This window comes from Bacillus cereus group sp. BfR-BA-01311, assembly GCF_022664295.1.
Classification (GTDB): domain Bacteria; phylum Bacillota; class Bacilli; order Bacillales; family Bacillaceae_G; genus Bacillus_A; species Bacillus_A cereus.
This window is the reverse complement of record NZ_JAKUHC010000008.1, coordinates 1-19,098: the sequence shown is the minus strand read 5'-3', so window position 1 is coordinate 19,098 and position 19,098 is coordinate 1. Positions and strand designations below refer to the sequence as shown.

Here is a 19,098-nt window from a genome sequence, read left to right as displayed (position 1 = left end):
ACCTTATTCTGTTAATTGTAAAATGTTTCTAAATAAAAAAGCCCCATAATTTGGTTTCACCAATTCACAGGGCCATTTTCTTTTTTACTCTTTCACACCTACATCTTGCAAACTTCAATATCCTCTTTCATTTCATAATAATAAGAAGGCAATTCTATACCATGTTCTAAGAAATAATCCTCAATGAATGAAATAATAATTTTTAACGTTTTCACACGAGCATACAATTTATCGTTACTTTCAATAATATGCCACTTCGCATTTGGCTTACTTGTTTTTTCAAACATGTCTTCCATCGCTTCAACATATTCATCCCATTTTTCACGATTACGCCAATCTTCATCTGTAATTTTCCATCTTTTCAAAGGATTTTTCTCTCTATCTTTAAATCTCTTTAACTGTTCCTCTTTACTTATATGGTAGAAGAACTTCCCCATTATGTAATGGTCATCTGTTAGTAGTTTTTCAAAATCATTAATCTCATCATATGCTCTCATCCACTCTTCCTTTGTAGCAAAACCTTCAACACGCTCAACTAACACACGACCGTACCATGAGCGATCAAAAATAGTAATTTGCCCGTACTGTGGAATTTTGCGCCAGAAACGTTGCAAATAATGGTAACGTTTTTCATGAGGTGCAGGCGCTCCAATTGGATCTACTTGGAACCCACGTGGGTCAAGATGTTCCGTCACCCGCTTAATTGCCCCACCTTTACCAGCCGCATCCCATCCTTCCATAACAAGCATAACCGCGATTTTTTCTTCTTTCAAAATTTGTTGTAATGCTAATAAGCGCCTTTGATATTTTTCGAGTTTCTTATTGTACTTAGATTTTGATTCAATTTTTTTCGTTAAGTCTACTTTAGCAAGATGTCCATTTTCCATAAAACAAATCCCCCTTGTTGTATGACAATGTTATTTTAACATATTTTTGGCAATTTTTTCATATCCTAAAAAGCTGTGTAGAAACATCTCTACACAGCTTCCCTCTCTAATTTCACATATACAAGCACATTTAACTACATTAAAATAAATAATTTATACGGAACTCTTAGTATATTCTTTTTATTAAAACATAAAAATAGCCCTTTTAAAAAGGGTAGCAATCTAAGTATAGAAAAAACAAATTTATTCTTTCTTACTACATACGTAATTATGCCAGCTATAAGAGTAGTGAATAATATATTAATTCACTACTCACAATACCCACTTTACATTATATGGTATATTTACTCGTAAAAAGAAGATAATAACAAGTAAATCCATTAAAGAATGGGAGCTCTTAAAAAATGAAACGAAAAATATTAACTCTCTTTACGCTTATATGTTTAGCACTACCAATGCAAGCTAGCGCTTACACATTTCAGTCACTACCGATTGCGTCAAAGTCTAAACAATGGTATGTCGAAATTGATAAATCTCATAACTCAAACAAGCAAGCAATCCAGCCGAAACAAGGTGTATTTGATACGTATAGTTTACTCGTAAAAAACATCGGTCATGATGTATCAAATGTATCTGTGGAAATACTTGATAACAATCCTACCTCTAAAGCTACCTTTAAACCTTCTACACCTAATGAAAACATTTCTAAAAGTTATACAAGCTTTGACTACATGGTATTCCCATTAGACTTTAATAGTCATAATTTTAAAGTTGTAATCACTTGGGAAGAAAAGAATTTCTCTTATAACGGCCATCCGGTAAATGAAGGTAAAAAAATGAAACAAACATTTGTATTTAATGAAGAATAAGTCCTAATTTCTTTAGGGCTTATTCTTCTTTTTTGAAACCTACTTGTATCGCTTCCGTCACTTCTTTTGTGATTTCTATTTTTGTTGCTTCCATACTAATTTTTTTGTGCCAAATGTGTATGGAAGGCTTTTCATTACAAAGATGTTTTATTAATACTAGTTGATTATATGCTAAGTTATTTTCTATATAGGTCTAGCCCTCTTTTCCCATATAATCAATTAAATCGACGAATACTCGGTACAGACAATGCTATTCCAATTGTTAAAATTACTAAACTAGCTAGTGTTATAATAGTTATCTCGCCACCTATGACAGTAGCTAACCAGCCTACAACTACGTATCCTAATGGCAATAAAGCAAAAGAACCCAACATATCAAGGCTTGCCACTCTTCCGAATGCTTCTTCTGGTACAAGCTCCTGTAAACTCGTTTCCCAAATGAGTCCAAATATCATCATGCCAAATCCTTCAATTGCCATTAAGAATATTAAAGCGGGTGCCCAAGAAATGAATGGCATAATTAATAAAGCAATGCCACTCATTAAAACACCTCCATAAGCCAGTAATCCTCTCTTATGCCACAGCTCTTTCCCACCAAATATTAATGCGGCAATTACAGCCCCACCACCAGAAAAGGCCATGCCAAGTCCATACACGTAAGCTTCAAAATGATGATGAACATTAAATAACCATGGAATTAATACGACGATAATACCGGCATAACAAATATTTATAAAAGAAAAAACTAAAATTGTAATCCACAGCCACGGATGACTTTTTAAAACTAAAACACCTTCCATAAACTCTTGTTTGTAATTAAGCTTACTCTTTTCAATGGGTTTTACTTTTTTAAACTTAATTTCTTTTAAAAATAATAAACATAAAAATGATAATAAGTACGTTGCTGCATCTAGTCCGAAACCTATCCCTGCAGATGCAACCGATACGATTAACCCACCAAGTGCTGGCCCAATTAATCGTATACCTTGATTACTCATTTGAGTGAGTGCGTTAGCTGCATTACGAATTTCAGGGACGAATACTTTCGCCCTTACAGCAGAATATGCTGGTTGGAATATCCCTTCCATAAGTCCGTATATGGCAACGAGAATATATAAAATCGTAATTGTTAATAAATCCATAAATATAAGCGATGCAAGTAATAGCATTAATATACAGCGGATTATATCCGTAAATAACATTAACCTAACCCGATCAATTCGGTCTACAATTAAACCCGCAAATGGTAAAGCAAGAATATTAGGTAGCATGTACATTGCCATCGTCATCCCCATTACAACTGTTGAACCAGTTAATGAATACACAGCAACTGGAAGTATGACCATAGTTATCGAACTACCTAAGGCCGAGAGTAATTGTCCAATCCATAAAAACTTAAAGTGCGTTGATACTTTAACTGGTAATAATAATTTTCCAATATAACCTAAACTTTTCTCCTTTTGTATTTCCCCTTGCATGTCTCTCCCCTCTTTTCAAATGACTATAGAATACATAATATATGACTGAAAATTTATAATATTATATTTCTAATTATATAAGAAACAATTATGTTATGGTAAAATTATCAAAAAAATATAAAGGAGAATACATCATTATGCCTCCAAATTCACATAACATCGAACATCAGATCTATACAATGTGTATGATCCAACGTAACAATGAAGTTTTACTCATAAAACGCCCCAACCATCGAGGTTTCCCTGGCTACATCGCTCCTGGCGGCAAAGTAGATTTCCCCGAAAGTATCGTTCAAGCCGCTATAAGAGAAGTAAAAGAAGAAACCGGATTACTTGTTTCGGATTTAATTTTTAAGGGATTAGATGAATATGTAAATCCGAAAGGGAATGTTCGATATATGGTATTTAACTATTGGACAGACTCATTTGAAGGTGAACTTCTTTTGAACCCTCCTGAGGGTGAATTATTATGGATACCAATCGATACAGCACTAAAGCTACCTATGCAAACTTGGTTTAAAGAAAGATTCCCATTATTTTTTGAAACAGGCACTTTTGAAATTCAACGTGTTTGGGATAATGAGCTAGATAAACAAGTTGCTATAAAAATTACACATACGTAAAAAAGCTTGGAATCTCTCCAAGCTTTTCTTACTTCTCCTCTACTTTCTGAATCTTATAATCAATTTCTAAAAACTTAACTCCAAATATCCACATTCTATGATTAGCTTCTAGTATGTGATCCGTGCGCTCTTTTATAATAAAAGTCTCTGCTAATGGTAAACGGATTGTTAAGAACCGAGTATGTAAATAAATCCCCTCATCTCCCTGACCATTTTCTCTTAACTTACTAGTAATGATTAAATCATGACTATCATTATATAGTTTCAAAATACCAGTCATATTCGAATAAGGTAAAGGTAAGGCGATATTCATATATGTCTCATTCTTATTTGTATGCTTTGAATAAAGAGCTACAAAAATAGATTCACCTGCTTCATTTTTCCTTATCCAAGCCCTTACATTCTCTCTTCCATCTTTCTCATCTATTACACTAATGATAGAGCCATGCATCGTTTCCCAATTGCCGCCCATCCCTAAATGTATTTGTTCCACACGCTTACTCATTTTCTCATAGCAAAGTGCGAACGGACGGAACCAACGAGCCCATTTAATATTCGATTGCAATTCATACTCTGCTGTATTTTCATAAAAATGAATCATACTTAAAGGAACCTTCGTCACATCAAATGCCTCACTATGAAAGTCATTTACTTTATCAACTAAACCGTTGTATTCCTTACTGTCTACTAAATTGCTGCTATATAAATAAGCCTCACCAATTACCACATTTCCTCTTAACTTACTCATTGGTTTCCCATAGTATTTATAATTCGGAACACTCTTTTCAATCACCCAGCCGATAAATGCCGGTAAAGCTACTCCAATTCCATTGACAACACCATGAATCCAAACCATTTGAGCAATTGTAATCGTCATTACATGCTTCAAATTTCCGTATGAATATATAAGTGAGAACATAATTGTAACCATGAGTGTACTAGACGAAACGATTAGAAGAATCTTTGCACTGATAGCATTAAATTTTGCTCTCCAAACGTAAAATCCATACCCATAAATTGCACATAAATATAGGAACACTGCAAAAAATTCAAATATTCTTGAGTATGTAATTCCTATTGCAACTGTCATAGGTGAAATCATGATGATAAACATAATAGCATCATACACTTTACTTCTCTTTTCTCTTTTTCTCCCTATTAAACCAGCTGATAATGGCAATAGAAACGCCGAATAATGAAAATGTGCAGCTGTGAGTAAAACAATGTCAGAGCTAAAATGCATAATTGAAAGTTTTGCTACTGAAGCAAAAAACCAAAAACCACCTAAAAACAAATAAATAAACGCACTATCTATGGCGATTTCTTCTAACGGCTTCCATCCTCTTTCTAGCAATCTACGTACACCAAATAACGCAACAATTCCTGTATATACAAACCAAACTAGCGCAAATACATTGTAATTTGTGACGAAAGCTAGCATTGCACAAATTGCTGCGATTGGATATAAAAACGATACGAATTTATAAAATAATAAATACGATCCATCTCTTTTTCTTTTATCAATAATACAAAGTGACATTGGTATAAATAATAAAACAGATAATAATATAATTGCTTCAACAGGATTTATATTCGACCACTCATATATTAGAAAAACAACATAACAAGCAAGCCCAAATATTATATTTTTCATATCGTTTATTTCCTTTCCACAAATGTTCCCTTATATGAAAAAAGCGAGCCAATTAACGGGTTTCGTACTTGTACATGAATTCTAAAACACTGTAGTGTTGCATCATAACTTTCAACAATTTTTGCTTCACCATACAAAAATTTTGGTAACGGCATTTTTCTTCCAAACATATAAAACCATTGTTTCTTTGAAGAAATATGCATTGCCCCTAACTCATCGATATGAAAATGCAGTGTAGAAACGAGTAAATGTGGTTCGCCAAAATAATCTACAATTTCATTTTTGTTTTCATCAAACTGCATAACTGCATTAAAATATCTTTTCTTATTATGGAAATAAAAAGTACGGTTCCACCTTACTAATTCTTGTCCATATTCATCTCGCTCAGCTATGTTTTGTATCGTAAATGGAATTCCCTCTCCTCGTTCCGAGAAAAACATTCGAAACTTCGATGCAATTTTCAATATAAATTTCACGAAAAAAGAGCCACCGTAAATTTCATCCATCTTTCCTTCCCCTGTAAAACTATTCTCTTCTGTAATCGCATAACGCTTCTGCAATTCAGGATGAAGATTTTTATAGGTATCCCCTAATAATCGTTCATACATATTAGCCATACACTTATCCCTTTCTCGCCCTCTTACAATTTTTCGCGCTTGGTAAATCGAAACTATTTATATAACCGACAATTGATAACCCCATTAGAAGAACATTTAATGTAATCGGATTAAACGGTCCTGTAAAGCTTGCGATATTCGTAAATCCTGCCGCTAACGTTAAAACTAGTAATACAATAATATGCAGTATAAATAATTTTCTTTTTGTTAGTGGCAACAGCCATACGACACCGAAAATTATTTCTAACACCCCAATTATTTTAAGTATACATACACTACTTTCATTTGAACCAATTAATACAGAAAGCATCTTTACTTCTTCTAAATGAGTAAACAGTAGTTTTGGCACTATCCCTTGATATATCCATACAAAAGCAAATAAAAAACATACGAGCCAATACGTCATTGTTCTTCTAATTAGTAATCTAGGATGAAGCCCCTTTTCTAACCATAATTTTAAGGCATCAAAACTCCAAGCGGTCGCCCAACCTAATAACGGACGAAAAATATAGGAATCTATTACATTTCCTATACGACCAAATCTTGTCTCATAATCATATTGTGTCTCAAAATGAATATATTCTTTATTGGGCGTATACTTCCAATAACCACGTCCTATTTGAATAAGAGATAATGTATTATCCGTCCAAAATTTTAAAGAGGAAATTCTTTCACCAGTCTCTTTTCTTATTTCACCTATTGATTCCCCTTCTCCAGCTATTTCAAGCCCAAATCCAATCTTTGTTTTATACAAAAACTTCTGTGGTTCTCCTTCTTTTTTCTCTAAATACGAAATTTCAGTAAAGCGAGCATCCCACTCTGTATGTATATCTGGTTCTTGCGTATATTCCCATAATTTTTCCATCGTCGTGTTCATTTTTGTCGCAACATAAATAGGCTGTTTCCTTTTCATTCTCCCCACCTCCTATGCACTATAAGTTTAATGTACATGCAATGAATTTATTTTGCTACATTTTTCACAAACTCCCTCAGAAAAAAGAAAGAATTTTTAAAATATGTATAAAACACTTGATTCCCCGAAAAATTTAAATTATTATAAAACAAATGTTACCAACAACTTCATAAATCAAACACTCTCGCCTAAAACGTGAGATAGAGGTTGCGATACTTATGAGTATTCTAATGGAGACACAGAGATGTCTATGAACTTAGATGAAAGGAAGTATTGCCGAAATTGATAAATTTCTCTGCATTTATCAATTGGGGCTGTTTTCGAATAGAAACAGAACTGTCATATGTACAGACGTGTACGTATGAAGAGCTATCTACAAAAAAGAGATATCATTTTTTATGATATTCCTTTTTTGGCGGTTTTTTTATTAGCTCCGTTTTCTGTTTCCCTTTTCCTGTAACAGCACCATCCTCACTTATTTGAGATGGTGTTTTTTGTTTGTCTTTCTGGTAACTACAGGAGTATTGGGATTTATATATTTCCTAATCTATTCTTAAAAATAGACGAAAGAAGGAATTTGTAATGGAAACAATTGTTCAAAAATTCGGTGGCACTTCTGTCGGAAGCGTCGAACGCATTCAACATGTAGCAAATTTAATTATTGAAGAATATGAACGAGGTCATAGCGTTGTCTCTGTCGTTTCAGCAATGGGAAAAAGCACGGATGAACTTGTCGCACTCGCTAACGCAATTACAGAAAATCCAAGTAAACGCGAAATGGATATGCTTCTATCGACAGGAGAGCAAGTAACTATTTCATTATTAACGATGGCACTACAAGCAAAAGGGTATAACGCGATTTCATTAACAGGATGGCAAGCTGGTATTACGACAGAATCTGTACATAGTAGTGCACGGATTACTGAAATTAATACAGATCGAATTCAGTCTTATCTTACTAAAGGCACGATTGTTATTGTAGCTGGTTTCCAAGGAGTCAGTGAAGATTTTGAAATTACAACGCTTGGACGAGGCGGTTCTGATACAACTGCTGTCGCATTAGCTGCTGCACTAAACGCAAAAAAATGTGATATTTACACAGATGTGACCGGCGTATATACGACGGATCCACGAGTTGTAAAAGATGCTTATAAATTAGATGAAATTTCTTATGACGAAATGTTAGAACTTGCAAACCTCGGTGCTGGTGTATTACACCCGCGCGCCGTTGAGTTTGCTAAAAATCATAACGTAGTTTTAGAAGTTCGCTCAAGTATGGAACAAGAAAACGGAACAATTGTAAAAGGAGAATGTAACATGGAACAACAATCAATCGTTAAAGGTATTGCATTTGAGGATAATATTACACGTGTCACAATTAAAGGACTAGAACAAGGCTCGCTTTCAACAGTTTTCTCTACATTAGCAGCAGCACACATTAATGTAGATATCATCATTCAAAGTATTACAAATGAAGGAACTGTACATCTCTCCTTCTCCATTCATTCGAATGATTTAAGAGAAACTTTAGAAGTTTTGGAACAAAATCAAGAAACTCTTCACTATGAATCTGTAGAACATGAAAATCACTTAGCAAAAGTATCAATCGTAGGATCTGGCATGGTATCTAACCCAGGTGTCGCTGCAAATATGTTCACTACTTTAAAAGAAGAAGATATTCATATTAAAATGGTAAGTACATCAGAAATTAAAGTGTCTGTCGTTATTGACCGCCTTCATTTAGTAACAGGCGTTGAGGCGCTGCATCAATCATTTATGGCGAAAATTGAGCCTTTCGTGCAAATGAGCTAATTTGATATGTTTAGTAACGCTTATAAAAAAAACATATTAATCTACTTCCTTCCTATTAAATAAAAAGCTATTCGTTAACAAGATGCTATATGATATATTAAAAAACACCTTGTCACATTTTCCTATACTGTGACAAGGTGTTTTTGACTGAAAGGAATTTGTAACTACTTAGTAGTATAATTATGAGGATAATTAAATAATAAACTTTTATACATAAGGAGATAAGACTATGGCAAAAAACAAATTACTACGAATGGACAATGTCAGCATCGTTGTAGAATCCCTTGATAACGCAATCTCTTTCTTTGAGGAGATTGGCTTGAATCTCGAAGATCGAGCAAATGTCGAAGGTGAATGGGCTGGTCGCGTAACTGGACTCGGTTCTCAGTGCGTAGAGATTGCTATGATGGTCACTCCAGATGGCCACAGCCGAATTGAACTTTCGCGATTTCTCACCCCTCCTACTATAGCAGATCACCGAACAGCTCCTGTAAACGCCCTCGGTTATCTACGCGTCATGTTCACTGTCGAGGATATTGACGAAATGGTATCGAGACTCACTAAGCATGGTGCAGAGCTCGTTGGCGAAGTAGTTCAGTACGAGAACTCGTATCGTCTCTGCTACATTCGTGGAGTCGAAGGAATTTTAATCGGTTTAGCAGAAGAACTCGGTAATAAATAAGTAATGTTTTATAAAAAAGAGGGAATAGCTCTATATTTAAGCTATTCCCTTACTTCTATTAAAACAGATGAATGTTTTCTTTCTTGCAAGCTTCACGTAAATCGTCAGGCCATACAGAAGATTGAACTTCACCGATATGTGCTTTACGTAAGAAGTACATGCACATTCTTGATTGTCCAATGCCACCGCCGATTGTTAATGGTAGTACGTCTTCTAGTATACCTTTATGGAAATCATACTCACGTTTGAAGTCTTCACCAGTTTTCGTTAACTGCTCATCAAGTGATTTACTATCAACACGAATTCCCATTGATGATAACTCAAATGAAGATTGTAGTACTGGGTGCCAGAATAAAATGTCACCGTTTAATTTCCAATCGTCATAATCAGCTGCGCGTCCGTCATGCTTTTCACCTGAACGAAGTGCATCACCAATTCCGATAATGAAGACTGCACCGTGTTCTTTTGCAATTGCATGTTCACGATCTTTCGGTGTTAATTCTGGATATTTATCTTCTAATTCTTGAGAAGTAACGAAAACAATTTCTTCCGGTAAATACTTTCCAAGGAACGGATATTTTTCAAATAAGTGATCTTCTAAATCTTTGAATATTCCATAAATTGTTTGTACTGTTTTTTGTAAGTATTCAACAGTACGCCATTCTTTTTGAACGATTTTTTCCCAATCCCATTGGTCAACATAAATGGAATGCGTTGCATCAAGTTCTTCATCACGACGAATCGCGTTCATGTTTGTATATAAACCTTCACCAGCTTCATATCCGTATTCATGTAATGCAAATCGTTTCCATTTCGCTAGTGAATGAACAATTTCTAATTCTTCTCCTGAATGTAACATATCAAATTCAATTGGACGTTCTACACCGTTTAGGTGATCGTTTAATCCTGATTTTTTCGTTACGAATAATGGTGCAGATACGCGGAATAGTTCAAGGCGTTTTGCTAATTGGTCCTCGAAAAATGTTTTAACTTCCTTAATTGCGATTTGAGTCTCTCTTACTGTCATTAATGATTGATACATGGTGGTTTCCTCCTAAAATGTTTGGATGTTGTGAAAAGAAGCCAACAAAAAAAGCCCTTCTTTCCCAAAAAACTGGGACGAAAGGCTTTGGTTCCGCGGTACCACCCAAATTAGCAACAGAGGTTGCTCACTTATACAATACGGAGATGAAATATCTCGATACTGTTCTTCTTGTAACGGCGAAGTTCCCGGCTAAGTCTACTTTCCTATAAAGGATTTCGGTTAGCAACTCCAGGAGGTTCTTCATAATAGGCTTCGTATCAGGCTCACACCACCCCTGACTCGCTTAAACTACGTCCTACTACTACTCGTCCTTTCATAGTCGTTTTGTTGTCACATCTCTGAAACATTTTATTAATGATTATTCTATACAAAAAATAAAGAAAGTCAACAAAAAGTTTTAAAATGTTTTTCAATTCTTTATTTTACGGCTTTATTGATTGTTGTTAATTTAACATCTTTACTTTTTCTGCCTCGTCAATCCCAAAAATGTTTCACTGACCGAAACTAACGTATACACAACAATTAATGTGATCGTTCGGAATATAGAATCTGCAGTATTTCTTATTATTTTCATTTTCTTTATAATTCCTTTCAGTTTACTTGCAAATTCATGTTATACTATAGCATTCAAGCAGTTTATTTTTACTTACAGCAATCATAGTCATTTATAAAGAGTATTTTCTAAATCATTGACTATTATCAAATAAGATTTTTATATAACGGAGTGATCATATGAGTAAAACGAAAGCAAAACCGAAAAAAGGTGTAGGACAAGGTACAGGAAGTAAAGGATGGAACCGTTGGCAATCAAGTGCAAAGAAAAAGGCAGCTGCCAAACCCTACAAAAGTAAAGGTACAAAGAAGTAATTTAAATAACATTTGATTTCTTTACTTTGCACAAAACAAAATATAATTATTACAACAAAAAGCTATGCTTTCACATGTGAAAGCATAGCTTTTTCATATTAAATCATTAAAATATCTCTTATTTCTTCCTCCGTAATGGATGCTAATTTTTCTTCTCCTGGCTCAATCACTTCAGCAATTAAATTTTTCTTACTTTCTTGCAGTTCATGCATTTTCTCCTCAATTGTTCCGTGGGCTACTAGCTTTATAACTTGTACTGTATTTTTTTGCCCCATTCGATACGCTCTATCAGCCGCTTGTTGTTCAACAGCTGGATTCCACCATAAATCGTATAATATTACTGTATCTGCACCAGTTAAATTAAGTCCGGTACCACCAGCTTTTAAAGAAATGAGAAATAGATCCCCTTCTCCTTCGTTAAACCGATTGCACAGCTCTACACGTTCCTGTGCTGGTGTACTCCCGTCTAAATAAAAGTATGGAATTGCTTGGCGATTTAACTCACGACCAATAATGGAAAGCATCTTCGTAAATTGAGAAAAAATTAATATTCTCTTCCCTGTACTTCTACATTCCTCTAAAATCTCTAACAGTTGTTCAAATTTAGCTGAACTTCCTTTGTAATCATCAACAAATAAAGCAGGATGGCAACAAATTTGTCGCAATCTCGTTAAACCAGCTAAAATTCTAATTTTATTTTTACGTAACGTATCTTTGTCTAAATGCTTTAACGTTTCTTCCCTTAGCTTCGCTAAATAAGCAGCATAAAGACTCTTTTGATCGGGTAATAACTCCGATGATTGTAAGTGCTCTATTTTCTCTGGCAACTCATTTAATACGTCCCCTTTTAATCGTCTTAATACGAATGGTTTCACTCGCTTCGCTATATCTTCACGCCTTAAATCACCGAACTCTTTTCTTCCTGGTAATAATTCTGGGAAGACGACATGGAAGATAGACCATAGCTCTTCTAATGAATTTTCTACAGGTGTACCCGTTAGCCCAAAACGGTATTCAGCTTGAATTGTTTTCACAGCTCTTGCCGTTTGCGTTGTAGGGTTTTTAAACGCCTGCGCTTCATCAAGGAATAGTGTATGAAATGGTCTTGCATACAATCTTATATCTCTTCTCAGTAATGGATATGACGTAATTACAACATCAAATTCCGTTATATCTTTCAAAATTTTCCGGCGCTCTGCTTGAATTCCATCTGCAATAACTGCTCTAATATGCGGGGCGAATTTTTTCAATTCACTAAACCAATTATAAACAAGAGATGATGGTGAAACGACTAATATTGGCAGTTTCTTTTCTCGAATCTCAGTCAAAACAGAATCTATAAAAGCAATGCTTTGCAACGTTTTTCCAAGTCCCATATCATCTGCTAAAATACCGCCAAAACGGTAATGAGCAAGTGTTTTCATCCATTCGAACCCATATACTTGATACTTTCTCATTTCTGCATTTAAAGTATTTGGCACAGCAAACTTTAATTTTTTCGGGTTTTGAATGTTTTCTACTAACTCTTGAACAGAATCATCCAAACTTAAAACATTGCCTTCATGAAGTCCGTTCATCCATTTTACACTTCGAATAAGCGGAACATTTACCTCTTCTCCATGTAAAAATTCTTTCCGAATACCTGATTCTTTTATAAACTGATTAATTTCATTAAACTCTTTACTCTCTAGCGATAAAAACGAACCATTCGCCAATCGATAATATTTACGTTTCTCTTCAAGGGCCGCTAATACACCTTTAATTTCTGCTTCTGGTATTCCTTTTATATCAAAACGAAATGACAACCAATCAATCCTTTCTTTTCTTCTCACTCTAATAAGAGGAACTGCATCCCCTTTACTAATTCGCAATTTGATTGCTGTCGTCGCATAAATATCAACTAAACCTTTTAATGTTGGCACAACGTGATATAAAAAGTTATACTCAGCTTCTTCATTATGCATAAAGTAACCGCCTTCTGTTTTTGCAAAAGCACTTTCACTCATAATGTCTAAAATCTCTTTTTCCTTTTTCTCATCACGATTAAAAACAGACGGCTGTCCATCCTCTTCTAGCGGATTAATCATGACGTTCCCATAGTGAAATTCAAGACCTGCTAATAAGCGATTTTTCACGCGGTCTAAATACAATTTCGCTTTTAGCGAAGGTGTTTCAACACGATCCGATATTACTTCATCAATGTGTACAGTTCCGAGCTTCATTAATCCTGGTACAACTTTCGCGACGAAATGTTCCATCTTACTTTCTGGAATATAAAACTGATTACTATTTGAGCGACTCATCATCTTTTGTAATTCAATAAGTCGCATACAATCTTCAATGTGTAAGTGATATAATTTCCCATCGTAAAGTGCATTGTTATACATATCCATAACTTGTACACGATTTAAACCCTCTATATGAAGTGTAAATCCGCCATTATTTCCCTTCGTAAATTCAAAGTGTAACGGCAACACCCCTTTTGAAACTTGTAATCCCTGAAACAGTTGTTCATTTTGTTTCAGCTGTACATATTCAACTTTAGAAAGTGAAGAGAGCATATCTTTCCATGAAGCTGGTGGTATAAATATCATACTTTCATCTTGTTTCGCGTGTACTTCTAGCGTATCTTCATACATTTTTTCGTTATGATACATTTTAATGAGCTGCTGAATAATCGCATCCGTTTCTTGTTTAAAACTATGTACATCTGGTGTATATGTAAATTCATTTGAACAATGCAAAGACTCTCTTTTCTCCACCTTAGAAAGAAATTCTCTAATATGATTTATGAAATACACTTTGGCAAGTTTCAATTGAATTCCAAGAAGAGCCCCACCACTTCTCGTAGCAACTGGTGTACATATAAACTCAATATCTAATATTTCACGTGTATCAAAACGGTGTTGTTTACTTTTTGGCCTCAGTGGTTTGTCTGCAAACAGCTGAAACATACCACTTGTCAATTGATCATTTCTGCTACTAGTGGAGCTCATTCTACCTGTTTGTTGATTATGGTTTATTTGTATTAATACTGCTGCAACATGTTGACAGTACGTTTGAAAAGACGCTAATGAAGGACAACTACATCTTGCAACAACATCACCCTTTTTGGCTTTTGCTACTGTAACATGGAAATCCTCGTTCCCTTTTACTGTCGCCTCACAAATTTCTTTATTTTCATCGTACTCATCTATTATCACTTTATTTGATTTATAATAGGCTTCACCTCTTTTATATGAGGTCTCTCCGCACACTTCTTTAATAATCGATTTATTCAATGTGAAACTCATCGCTTTGACACTTCCTTAATATAAAACCATTTTCTCTTACTTAACATTTTACATGCTCCACGAGAAAATATAAAATGTTGATTTAACAAAAGAAGATGCTTATTTATAAGCATCTTCTTCACTCTATCTCCATCAACCTCTTCGCCTCAAAATACAACACTTGAATAAACTTTTTCGTATTAATTCGCGTATGACCAGAAGATGCGAGTTCATCTTTCGTCATTTCTGTCATCCGTTTTCTAACTACGGTAAAATCGAAAAATTTTGGAGCATAGCTTTCAAATTTTGGATTTGAAAAGTCTGTTAATCCTAAAGAAGCCAAATGATTTAACGACTGATAAATAGCTCGACGTACTCTTTGTTCAGACGCTTTTTTCTCTTTATCAATATCCGCCTCTAAAGCTAAATCCCCTAATTTTCTTATCGTAATATGATGGAAAATTTCTTTTAACGCAGGAAAGCCAAACTCAAATGTCTGTGCCTTTTCTTGACCATATAAATATTCCAGCATACTAAGTAAATCTTTACTTCCATTCTCTCCCGCAATACCGAGTTCTGATAGTAAAAAGCGCCCTAAATCCCCTATCTTTTTTCCTTCTTGCACTGGTTCAGTACGCAATTGCGGCTTTTCCCACTGAAACACGTTATTCAATGATTTTTGAATATCATGTATAGAACGCTCCAATCTAATACGCTCCATCACTTTGCGTACAACAGATACAACTTCGATTTTGTTTAATGGTTTTGTAATATAATATTCTACACCAAGTGTATATGCCTCACCTATAAGCTGCTTCGATTCCACTTGAGAAATCATAATGATTTTCCCCGTGAAAGTTGACGCAATGTGACGAACTGTTTCAATTCCGTCCCTCATCGGCATCAACAAATCAATAAATAAAATATCTACTTTTTTAAAATTTAGTTGATCCGCTTCAATAAAAGCTCCGTCATCCGCCTCACCAATTACTTCTCCAAGATCTCCATCTTCAATAATTTGCGAAAGCATCGAACGGAAAACTTCATCATCGTCTACGATATAATAAAACAAATCTATTCCCCTTCCTGCTTTAAACTATCCTCTGGTAAACAAACGATAAACTTACATCCTCTTTTATTTTCTCGGTCTTCTAATTTCACTTCTCCGCCTAGCTCTGTTACCATTTCATTTATGTAAGAAAGCCCAATACCAGTTGACGGTGTTCCCGTTTGATCATACTTGGAAGTAAATCCTGGCTTAAATACTAATTTCTTATACTTTTGTGTAATACCAGGCCCATCGTCAATTACTTCAAAAAATATATGCTGATTTCTTTTATATAGCTTAATAATAACGAAACCTTTATCTTCAATTGCTTCAACTGCATTTGCAACTAAGTTATTAAAAATTGATAGCACTGTATACACGTGGTATGCAGCATGCTCACCTTCTATATGTTTAGAAAAACGTATATCCTTTTCTAGCATTTCAGCATACTTCTCGTTTATTCTAACAATCATCTCTGCTAACTCATGTCCTTCTACATATTCAGCCACATTTTTATCTAATAACAGTTTAGATAATCCTGCAAATATCCTTTGATTATCCTTTTTTATTTCATGCACTTCCCCCGCTATTTTCAATGCCGTTTTACTACTTGAATCAGCGCTTACTTGTAAATTTCGATATAGTTGATATGCTTCTTGTGTAATTAACTCCGCATTTTGTAACGTCTTTTTCAAATGAACAGATTCCACATATAAATTAGAAAGATGCATTAACATATTTTCATTTTCTTTTCGAACTTGCGATTCTTTTAATTTCGTTTCATATAAATTCATCATATTTAAAAAACCAAGTGCAAAGAAACTACGAAAAATAGCAATAATAATAAGTTTATTCACTTCAGAAATCGTTATTGTTGTACCTAGTACTAACATGTGATAAAACGCAAGTTCTGACATACTTGCAACAATTTCAATTGAAATTCCAAGGCATCCAATAATGATTGGTTTCTGATGGAACTTATTTACCCTACAAAGCGAAAAAAAACTGCCATAAATAAAATAATAGAAGAACACAGGATAACGCAAATAAAATGATTCTGTCATATGAAATGAACCTTGCATGATCCAGTCAAGACATACTCGGAATAAGACTACAGATATACCAACAAGAATACCTGCAACTCCTGCTGGTACTCTTCTTAAAAATAATAATAAAAAGAAGAATAGCGGTGTACCGAAGCTAACTCGAAACGTATCATTAAAGGGATGAAAGTTCAGCTCCCCAGCAATCGGAACAACGACCATTAATATAATTAAAAGGGACATATCTTTCTTCCATAATTGATTCCAATTCAAAGGTGACACTTCCTATACTTTTTTTCAGTAGTAAAAGTGAAAGCCCGCTTATTGTTATAAACGGGCTTTTTTTCTATATTCTAACCTTTTCTACCGCTTTTATTTGGCGATACTCTGGCTTCCACATTGCTTCTTGCACTGCCATCTTGATATCGTTATCACTTAAGTTCACTCTTGCAATACCTTCTGCAACTGCAACTTTCGCTACTTCAATTGCAACCATTTCTGAGATATTACGTAATTCTTCGACCTCTGGTAAAATAGGTGCTCCTGGCTGACTTGTATCTACCATACTTGCAACTGCTTCAGCAGCCGCTGCGAACATTCCATCCGTCATGACGCTTGCTCGTACTACAATTGTTCCAAGACCAAGCCCTGGGAAAATAAGTGCATTATTTGATTGTCCAATCACATACGTTACACCGTTATATGTAACTGGTTCAAATGGACTTCCTGTTGCAACTAACGCTCTTCCTTCTGTCCACTCGATTAAATCTGCTGGTTTTGCTTCAGCAAGTGGCGTTGGATTCGACATTGGTAAAATGATTGGTCTTTCTACGTGAGAAGCCATTTCTTTAATAATCTCTTCTTTAAATGCACCTGCAACAGTAGATGTACCAATTAAAATTGTCGGTTTTACATGTTTCACAACTTCAGCAAGTCCAATCACATCATTTTCTTTCCACTCACTTACTTCTGCTTCTTTTCTTGCGTACGGAATTTGGAAATCAAGAAGATCTTCCATATTATCTGTAACTAACCCGTTACGATCAATACACCAGAAACGCTTATATGATTCTTCTTCAGATACACCTACGCGGACCATCGCATCTCTAACTTGATCTGCGATACCGATTCCAGCCGTACCAGCACCAAATACAACAACGCGGTGTTCACTTAGCGGTACACCAGAAGCTTTCACTGCCGATAATACTGCCGCAAGTGAAACTGCACCTGTACCTTGAATATCATCATTAAATGTACAAACATCATGACGATATTTATCTAAAATTTTTCGTGCGTTACGAGAGCTAAAGTCTTCCCAATGTAAAAGTGCTTTCGGGAATTGTTTGTTTACCGCTTGTACAAACGTATCAATAAATTCATCGTAAGCTTCACCTGTTATACGAGGGTGACGATTTCCAATATAAAATGGATTGTTTAATAGCTCCTCACGGTTTGTACCTACATCTAAAATTACTGGTAATACACGACTAGGATCGATTCCAACTGCAGCAGTGTAAACAGCTAATTTTCCGATTGCGATGTTAATACCACCAACGCCCCAGTCACCAATTCCTAATATGCCTTCTCCATCTGTTACAACGACTAAATCAATGTTCTCAGCTGTTGCACCGATATTGGTAAATGCTTCTTCGATACCTGATGAATCGTTAATTGATAAATAAACGCCACGTGGTTTACGATATTCATGACTATATCTTTGAATTGCTACACCGACAGTTGGTGTATATACAATCGGTAACATTTCACGTAAATGATCTGTTAATATACGATAAAATAATACTTCATTTCGATCATGTAACGCAGTTAAGTATACATTCTTTAATAAATCATCCGGCTGAGAACTAAATTGTTCGTATGCTCGGCGTGCCTGTTCTTCTAACGTTAAAACCGCTGGCGGTAATAACCCTTTTAAACCTAACTCTTCTCTTTCATTTTGTGTGAAAGCTACCCCTTTATTTAAAAGTGGTGTTGATAATACTTCTGCTCCTCTTAATGTTGTTTCTAATGCACCATTAGAAGCTACTGTAAACTTGCTCATAACATCCCTACCTCTATTCATATATAGCATTTCTATATTGTAAACAAAAAAGAGGGGCTTGTCCCCCCTCTTCTTTTAATTTTTCTTTAAAAGAGTTGCTCCTGCAATCCCTGGGTGCGTCATTTCGAATGGATCTAGAATTAACTCTAAGTCTTCTTGTGACAGTACACCATTTTTCACACAAAGTTCTCGAACGGATTGCCCTGTCGCGATTGCTTCTTTCGCAACG

At 35.0% G+C, this 19,098-nt stretch carries 15 protein-coding genes, 1 pseudogene, 1 riboswitch and 1 other annotated feature; of the genes and pseudogenes, 5 read left to right on the top strand and 11 right to left on the bottom strand.

The window, feature by feature from the left end; all coding sequences use genetic code 11:
• Positions 1-98: 98 nt before the first annotated feature.
• Positions 99-887: a polyphosphate kinase 2 family protein gene (locus tag MR136_RS18640; RefSeq protein WP_017673960.1), complete on the bottom strand. Its 789-nt coding sequence runs from the start codon at positions 885-887 to the stop codon at positions 99-101.
• Positions 888-1,291: 404 nt separating this feature from the next.
• On the opposite strand from MR136_RS18640, the gene MR136_RS18635 reads away from it, so the two are divergent.
• On the top strand, positions 1,292-1,756 hold the full coding sequence (locus MR136_RS18635; protein ID WP_017673961.1) for a hypothetical protein: 465 nt from the start codon (positions 1,292-1,294) through the stop codon (positions 1,754-1,756).
• A gap of 215 nt (positions 1,757-1,971) precedes the next feature.
• Here the strand turns inward: MR136_RS18635 and MR136_RS18630 are convergent, their stop codons facing one another.
• Positions 1,972-3,234 (bottom strand): MFS transporter, encoded by a 1,263-nt coding sequence (locus MR136_RS18630; RefSeq protein WP_017673962.1) that lies wholly within the window; start codon positions 3,232-3,234, stop codon positions 1,972-1,974.
• A gap of 137 nt (positions 3,235-3,371) precedes the next feature.
• Here MR136_RS18630 and MR136_RS18625 point away from each other — a divergent pair, with 137 nt between their 5' ends.
• On the top strand, positions 3,372-3,857 hold the full coding sequence (locus MR136_RS18625; protein ID WP_017673963.1) for an 8-oxo-dGTP diphosphatase: 486 nt from the start codon (positions 3,372-3,374) through the stop codon (positions 3,855-3,857).
• 28 nt (positions 3,858-3,885) lie between these two features.
• Here MR136_RS18625 and MR136_RS18620 read toward each other — a convergent pair whose 3' ends face one another.
• The 3 genes from MR136_RS18620 to MR136_RS18610 are packed head-to-tail and all read right to left on the bottom strand — an operon-like array spanning position 3,886 to position 7,041.
• Positions 3,886-5,511 carry a YndJ family protein gene (locus tag MR136_RS18620; RefSeq protein WP_017673964.1) on the bottom strand — a complete coding sequence of 542 codons (1,626 nt, stop codon included), beginning with the start codon at positions 5,509-5,511 and terminating at the stop codon, positions 3,886-3,888.
• Positions 5,512-5,516: 5 nt separating this feature from the next.
• Positions 5,517-6,128, bottom strand: coding sequence for a DUF4166 domain-containing protein (locus MR136_RS18615; RefSeq protein WP_000002651.1), 612 nt, complete (start codon positions 6,126-6,128; stop codon positions 5,517-5,519).
• 4 nt (positions 6,129-6,132) lie between these two features.
• A complete protein-coding gene (locus tag MR136_RS18610; protein ID WP_000823944.1) occupies positions 6,133-7,041 on the bottom strand; it encodes a DoxX-like family protein in 909 nt (302 codons plus the stop codon).
• A 193-nt stretch (positions 7,042-7,234) separates the two neighbouring features.
• Positions 7,235-7,421: riboswitch (Lysine riboswitch) on the top strand.
• Positions 7,422-7,623: 202 nt separating this feature from the next.
• Here MR136_RS18610 and MR136_RS18605 point away from each other — a divergent pair.
• Together MR136_RS18605 and MR136_RS18600 are read left to right on the top strand one after the other, a co-directional pair.
• Positions 7,624-8,853 (top strand): aspartate kinase, encoded by a 1,230-nt coding sequence (locus MR136_RS18605; protein WP_017673965.1) that lies wholly within the window; start codon positions 7,624-7,626, stop codon positions 8,851-8,853.
• 229 nt (positions 8,854-9,082) lie between these two features.
• Positions 9,083-9,535: a VOC family protein gene (locus tag MR136_RS18600; protein WP_017673966.1), complete on the top strand. Its 453-nt coding sequence runs from the start codon at positions 9,083-9,085 to the stop codon at positions 9,533-9,535.
• 58 nt (positions 9,536-9,593) lie between these two features.
• On the opposite strand, the gene asnA is transcribed toward MR136_RS18600, so the two are convergent.
• Positions 9,594-10,577, bottom strand: coding sequence for an aspartate--ammonia ligase (asnA, locus tag MR136_RS18595; RefSeq protein ID WP_000284917.1), 984 nt, complete (start codon positions 10,575-10,577; stop codon positions 9,594-9,596).
• A 70-nt stretch (positions 10,578-10,647) separates the two neighbouring features.
• Positions 10,648-10,906, bottom strand: a binding site (T-box leader).
• Between the two features lie 406 nt (positions 10,907-11,312).
• Here asnA and MR136_RS18590 point away from each other — a divergent pair.
• The gene (locus MR136_RS18590) at positions 11,313-11,447 is read left to right on the top strand and encodes a DUF3934 domain-containing protein (protein ID WP_000047588.1); all 135 of its coding nucleotides are present in this window, start codon (positions 11,313-11,315) and stop codon (positions 11,445-11,447) included.
• A 98-nt stretch (positions 11,448-11,545) separates the two neighbouring features.
• On the opposite strand, the gene MR136_RS18585 is transcribed toward MR136_RS18590, so the two are convergent.
• From MR136_RS18585 to MR136_RS18565, 5 genes and pseudogenes are all read right to left on the bottom strand, one after another.
• Complete coding sequence (locus MR136_RS18585; RefSeq protein WP_242259553.1) at positions 11,546-14,740, bottom strand: SNF2 helicase associated domain-containing protein; 3,195 nt, start codon at positions 14,738-14,740, stop codon at positions 11,546-11,548.
• A 118-nt stretch (positions 14,741-14,858) separates the two neighbouring features.
• Positions 14,859-15,791, bottom strand: a complete 933-nt coding sequence (locus MR136_RS18580) for a response regulator (protein WP_000500302.1) — start codon at positions 15,789-15,791, stop codon at positions 14,859-14,861.
• Between the two features lie 2 nt (positions 15,792-15,793).
• Positions 15,794-17,092, bottom strand: coding sequence for a sensor histidine kinase (locus tag MR136_RS18575; protein ID WP_002023846.1), 1,299 nt, complete (start codon positions 17,090-17,092; stop codon positions 15,794-15,796).
• 64 nt (positions 17,093-17,156) lie between these two features.
• The gene (gene malS / locus MR136_RS18570; RefSeq protein WP_031312324.1) at positions 17,157-18,869 is read right to left on the bottom strand and encodes an oxaloacetate-decarboxylating malate dehydrogenase; all 1,713 of its coding nucleotides are present in this window, start codon (positions 18,867-18,869) and stop codon (positions 17,157-17,159) included.
• 75 nt (positions 18,870-18,944) lie between these two features.
• Positions 18,945-19,098 (bottom strand): annotated as a pseudogene (locus MR136_RS18565) (aspartate ammonia-lyase); the annotation flags it as partial.

What these genes read in the sequence shown, in the direction of transcription:
- MR136_RS18640 (WP_017673960.1), bottom strand. Translation starts at nt 887, where the DNA reads ATGGAAAATGGACATCTTGCTAAAGTAGACTTAACGAAAAAAATTGAA.
- MR136_RS18635 (WP_017673961.1), top strand. Translation starts at nt 1,292, where the DNA reads ATGAAACGAAAAATATTAACTCTCTTTACGCTTATATGTTTAGCACTA.
- MR136_RS18630 (WP_017673962.1), bottom strand. Translation starts at nt 3,234, where the DNA reads ATGCAAGGGGAAATACAAAAGGAGAAAAGTTTAGGTTATATTGGAAAA.
- MR136_RS18625 (WP_017673963.1), top strand. Translation starts at nt 3,372, where the DNA reads ATGCCTCCAAATTCACATAACATCGAACATCAGATCTATACAATGTGT.
- MR136_RS18620 (WP_017673964.1), bottom strand. Translation starts at nt 5,511, where the DNA reads ATGAAAAATATAATATTTGGGCTTGCTTGTTATGTTGTTTTTCTAATA.
- MR136_RS18615 (WP_000002651.1), bottom strand. Translation starts at nt 6,128, where the DNA reads ATGGCTAATATGTATGAACGATTATTAGGGGATACCTATAAAAATCTT.
- MR136_RS18610 (WP_000823944.1), bottom strand. Translation starts at nt 7,041, where the DNA reads ATGAAAAGGAAACAGCCTATTTATGTTGCGACAAAAATGAACACGACG.
- MR136_RS18605 (WP_017673965.1), top strand. Translation starts at nt 7,624, where the DNA reads ATGGAAACAATTGTTCAAAAATTCGGTGGCACTTCTGTCGGAAGCGTC.
- MR136_RS18600 (WP_017673966.1), top strand. Translation starts at nt 9,083, where the DNA reads ATGGCAAAAAACAAATTACTACGAATGGACAATGTCAGCATCGTTGTA.
- asnA (WP_000284917.1), bottom strand. Translation starts at nt 10,577, where the DNA reads ATGTATCAATCATTAATGACAGTAAGAGAGACTCAAATCGCAATTAAG.
- MR136_RS18590 (WP_000047588.1), top strand. Translation starts at nt 11,313, where the DNA reads ATGAGTAAAACGAAAGCAAAACCGAAAAAAGGTGTAGGACAAGGTACA.
- MR136_RS18585 (WP_242259553.1), bottom strand. Translation starts at nt 14,740, where the DNA reads ATGAGTTTCACATTGAATAAATCGATTATTAAAGAAGTGTGCGGAGAG.
- malS (WP_031312324.1), bottom strand. Translation starts at nt 18,869, where the DNA reads ATGAGCAAGTTTACAGTAGCTTCTAATGGTGCATTAGAAACAACATTA.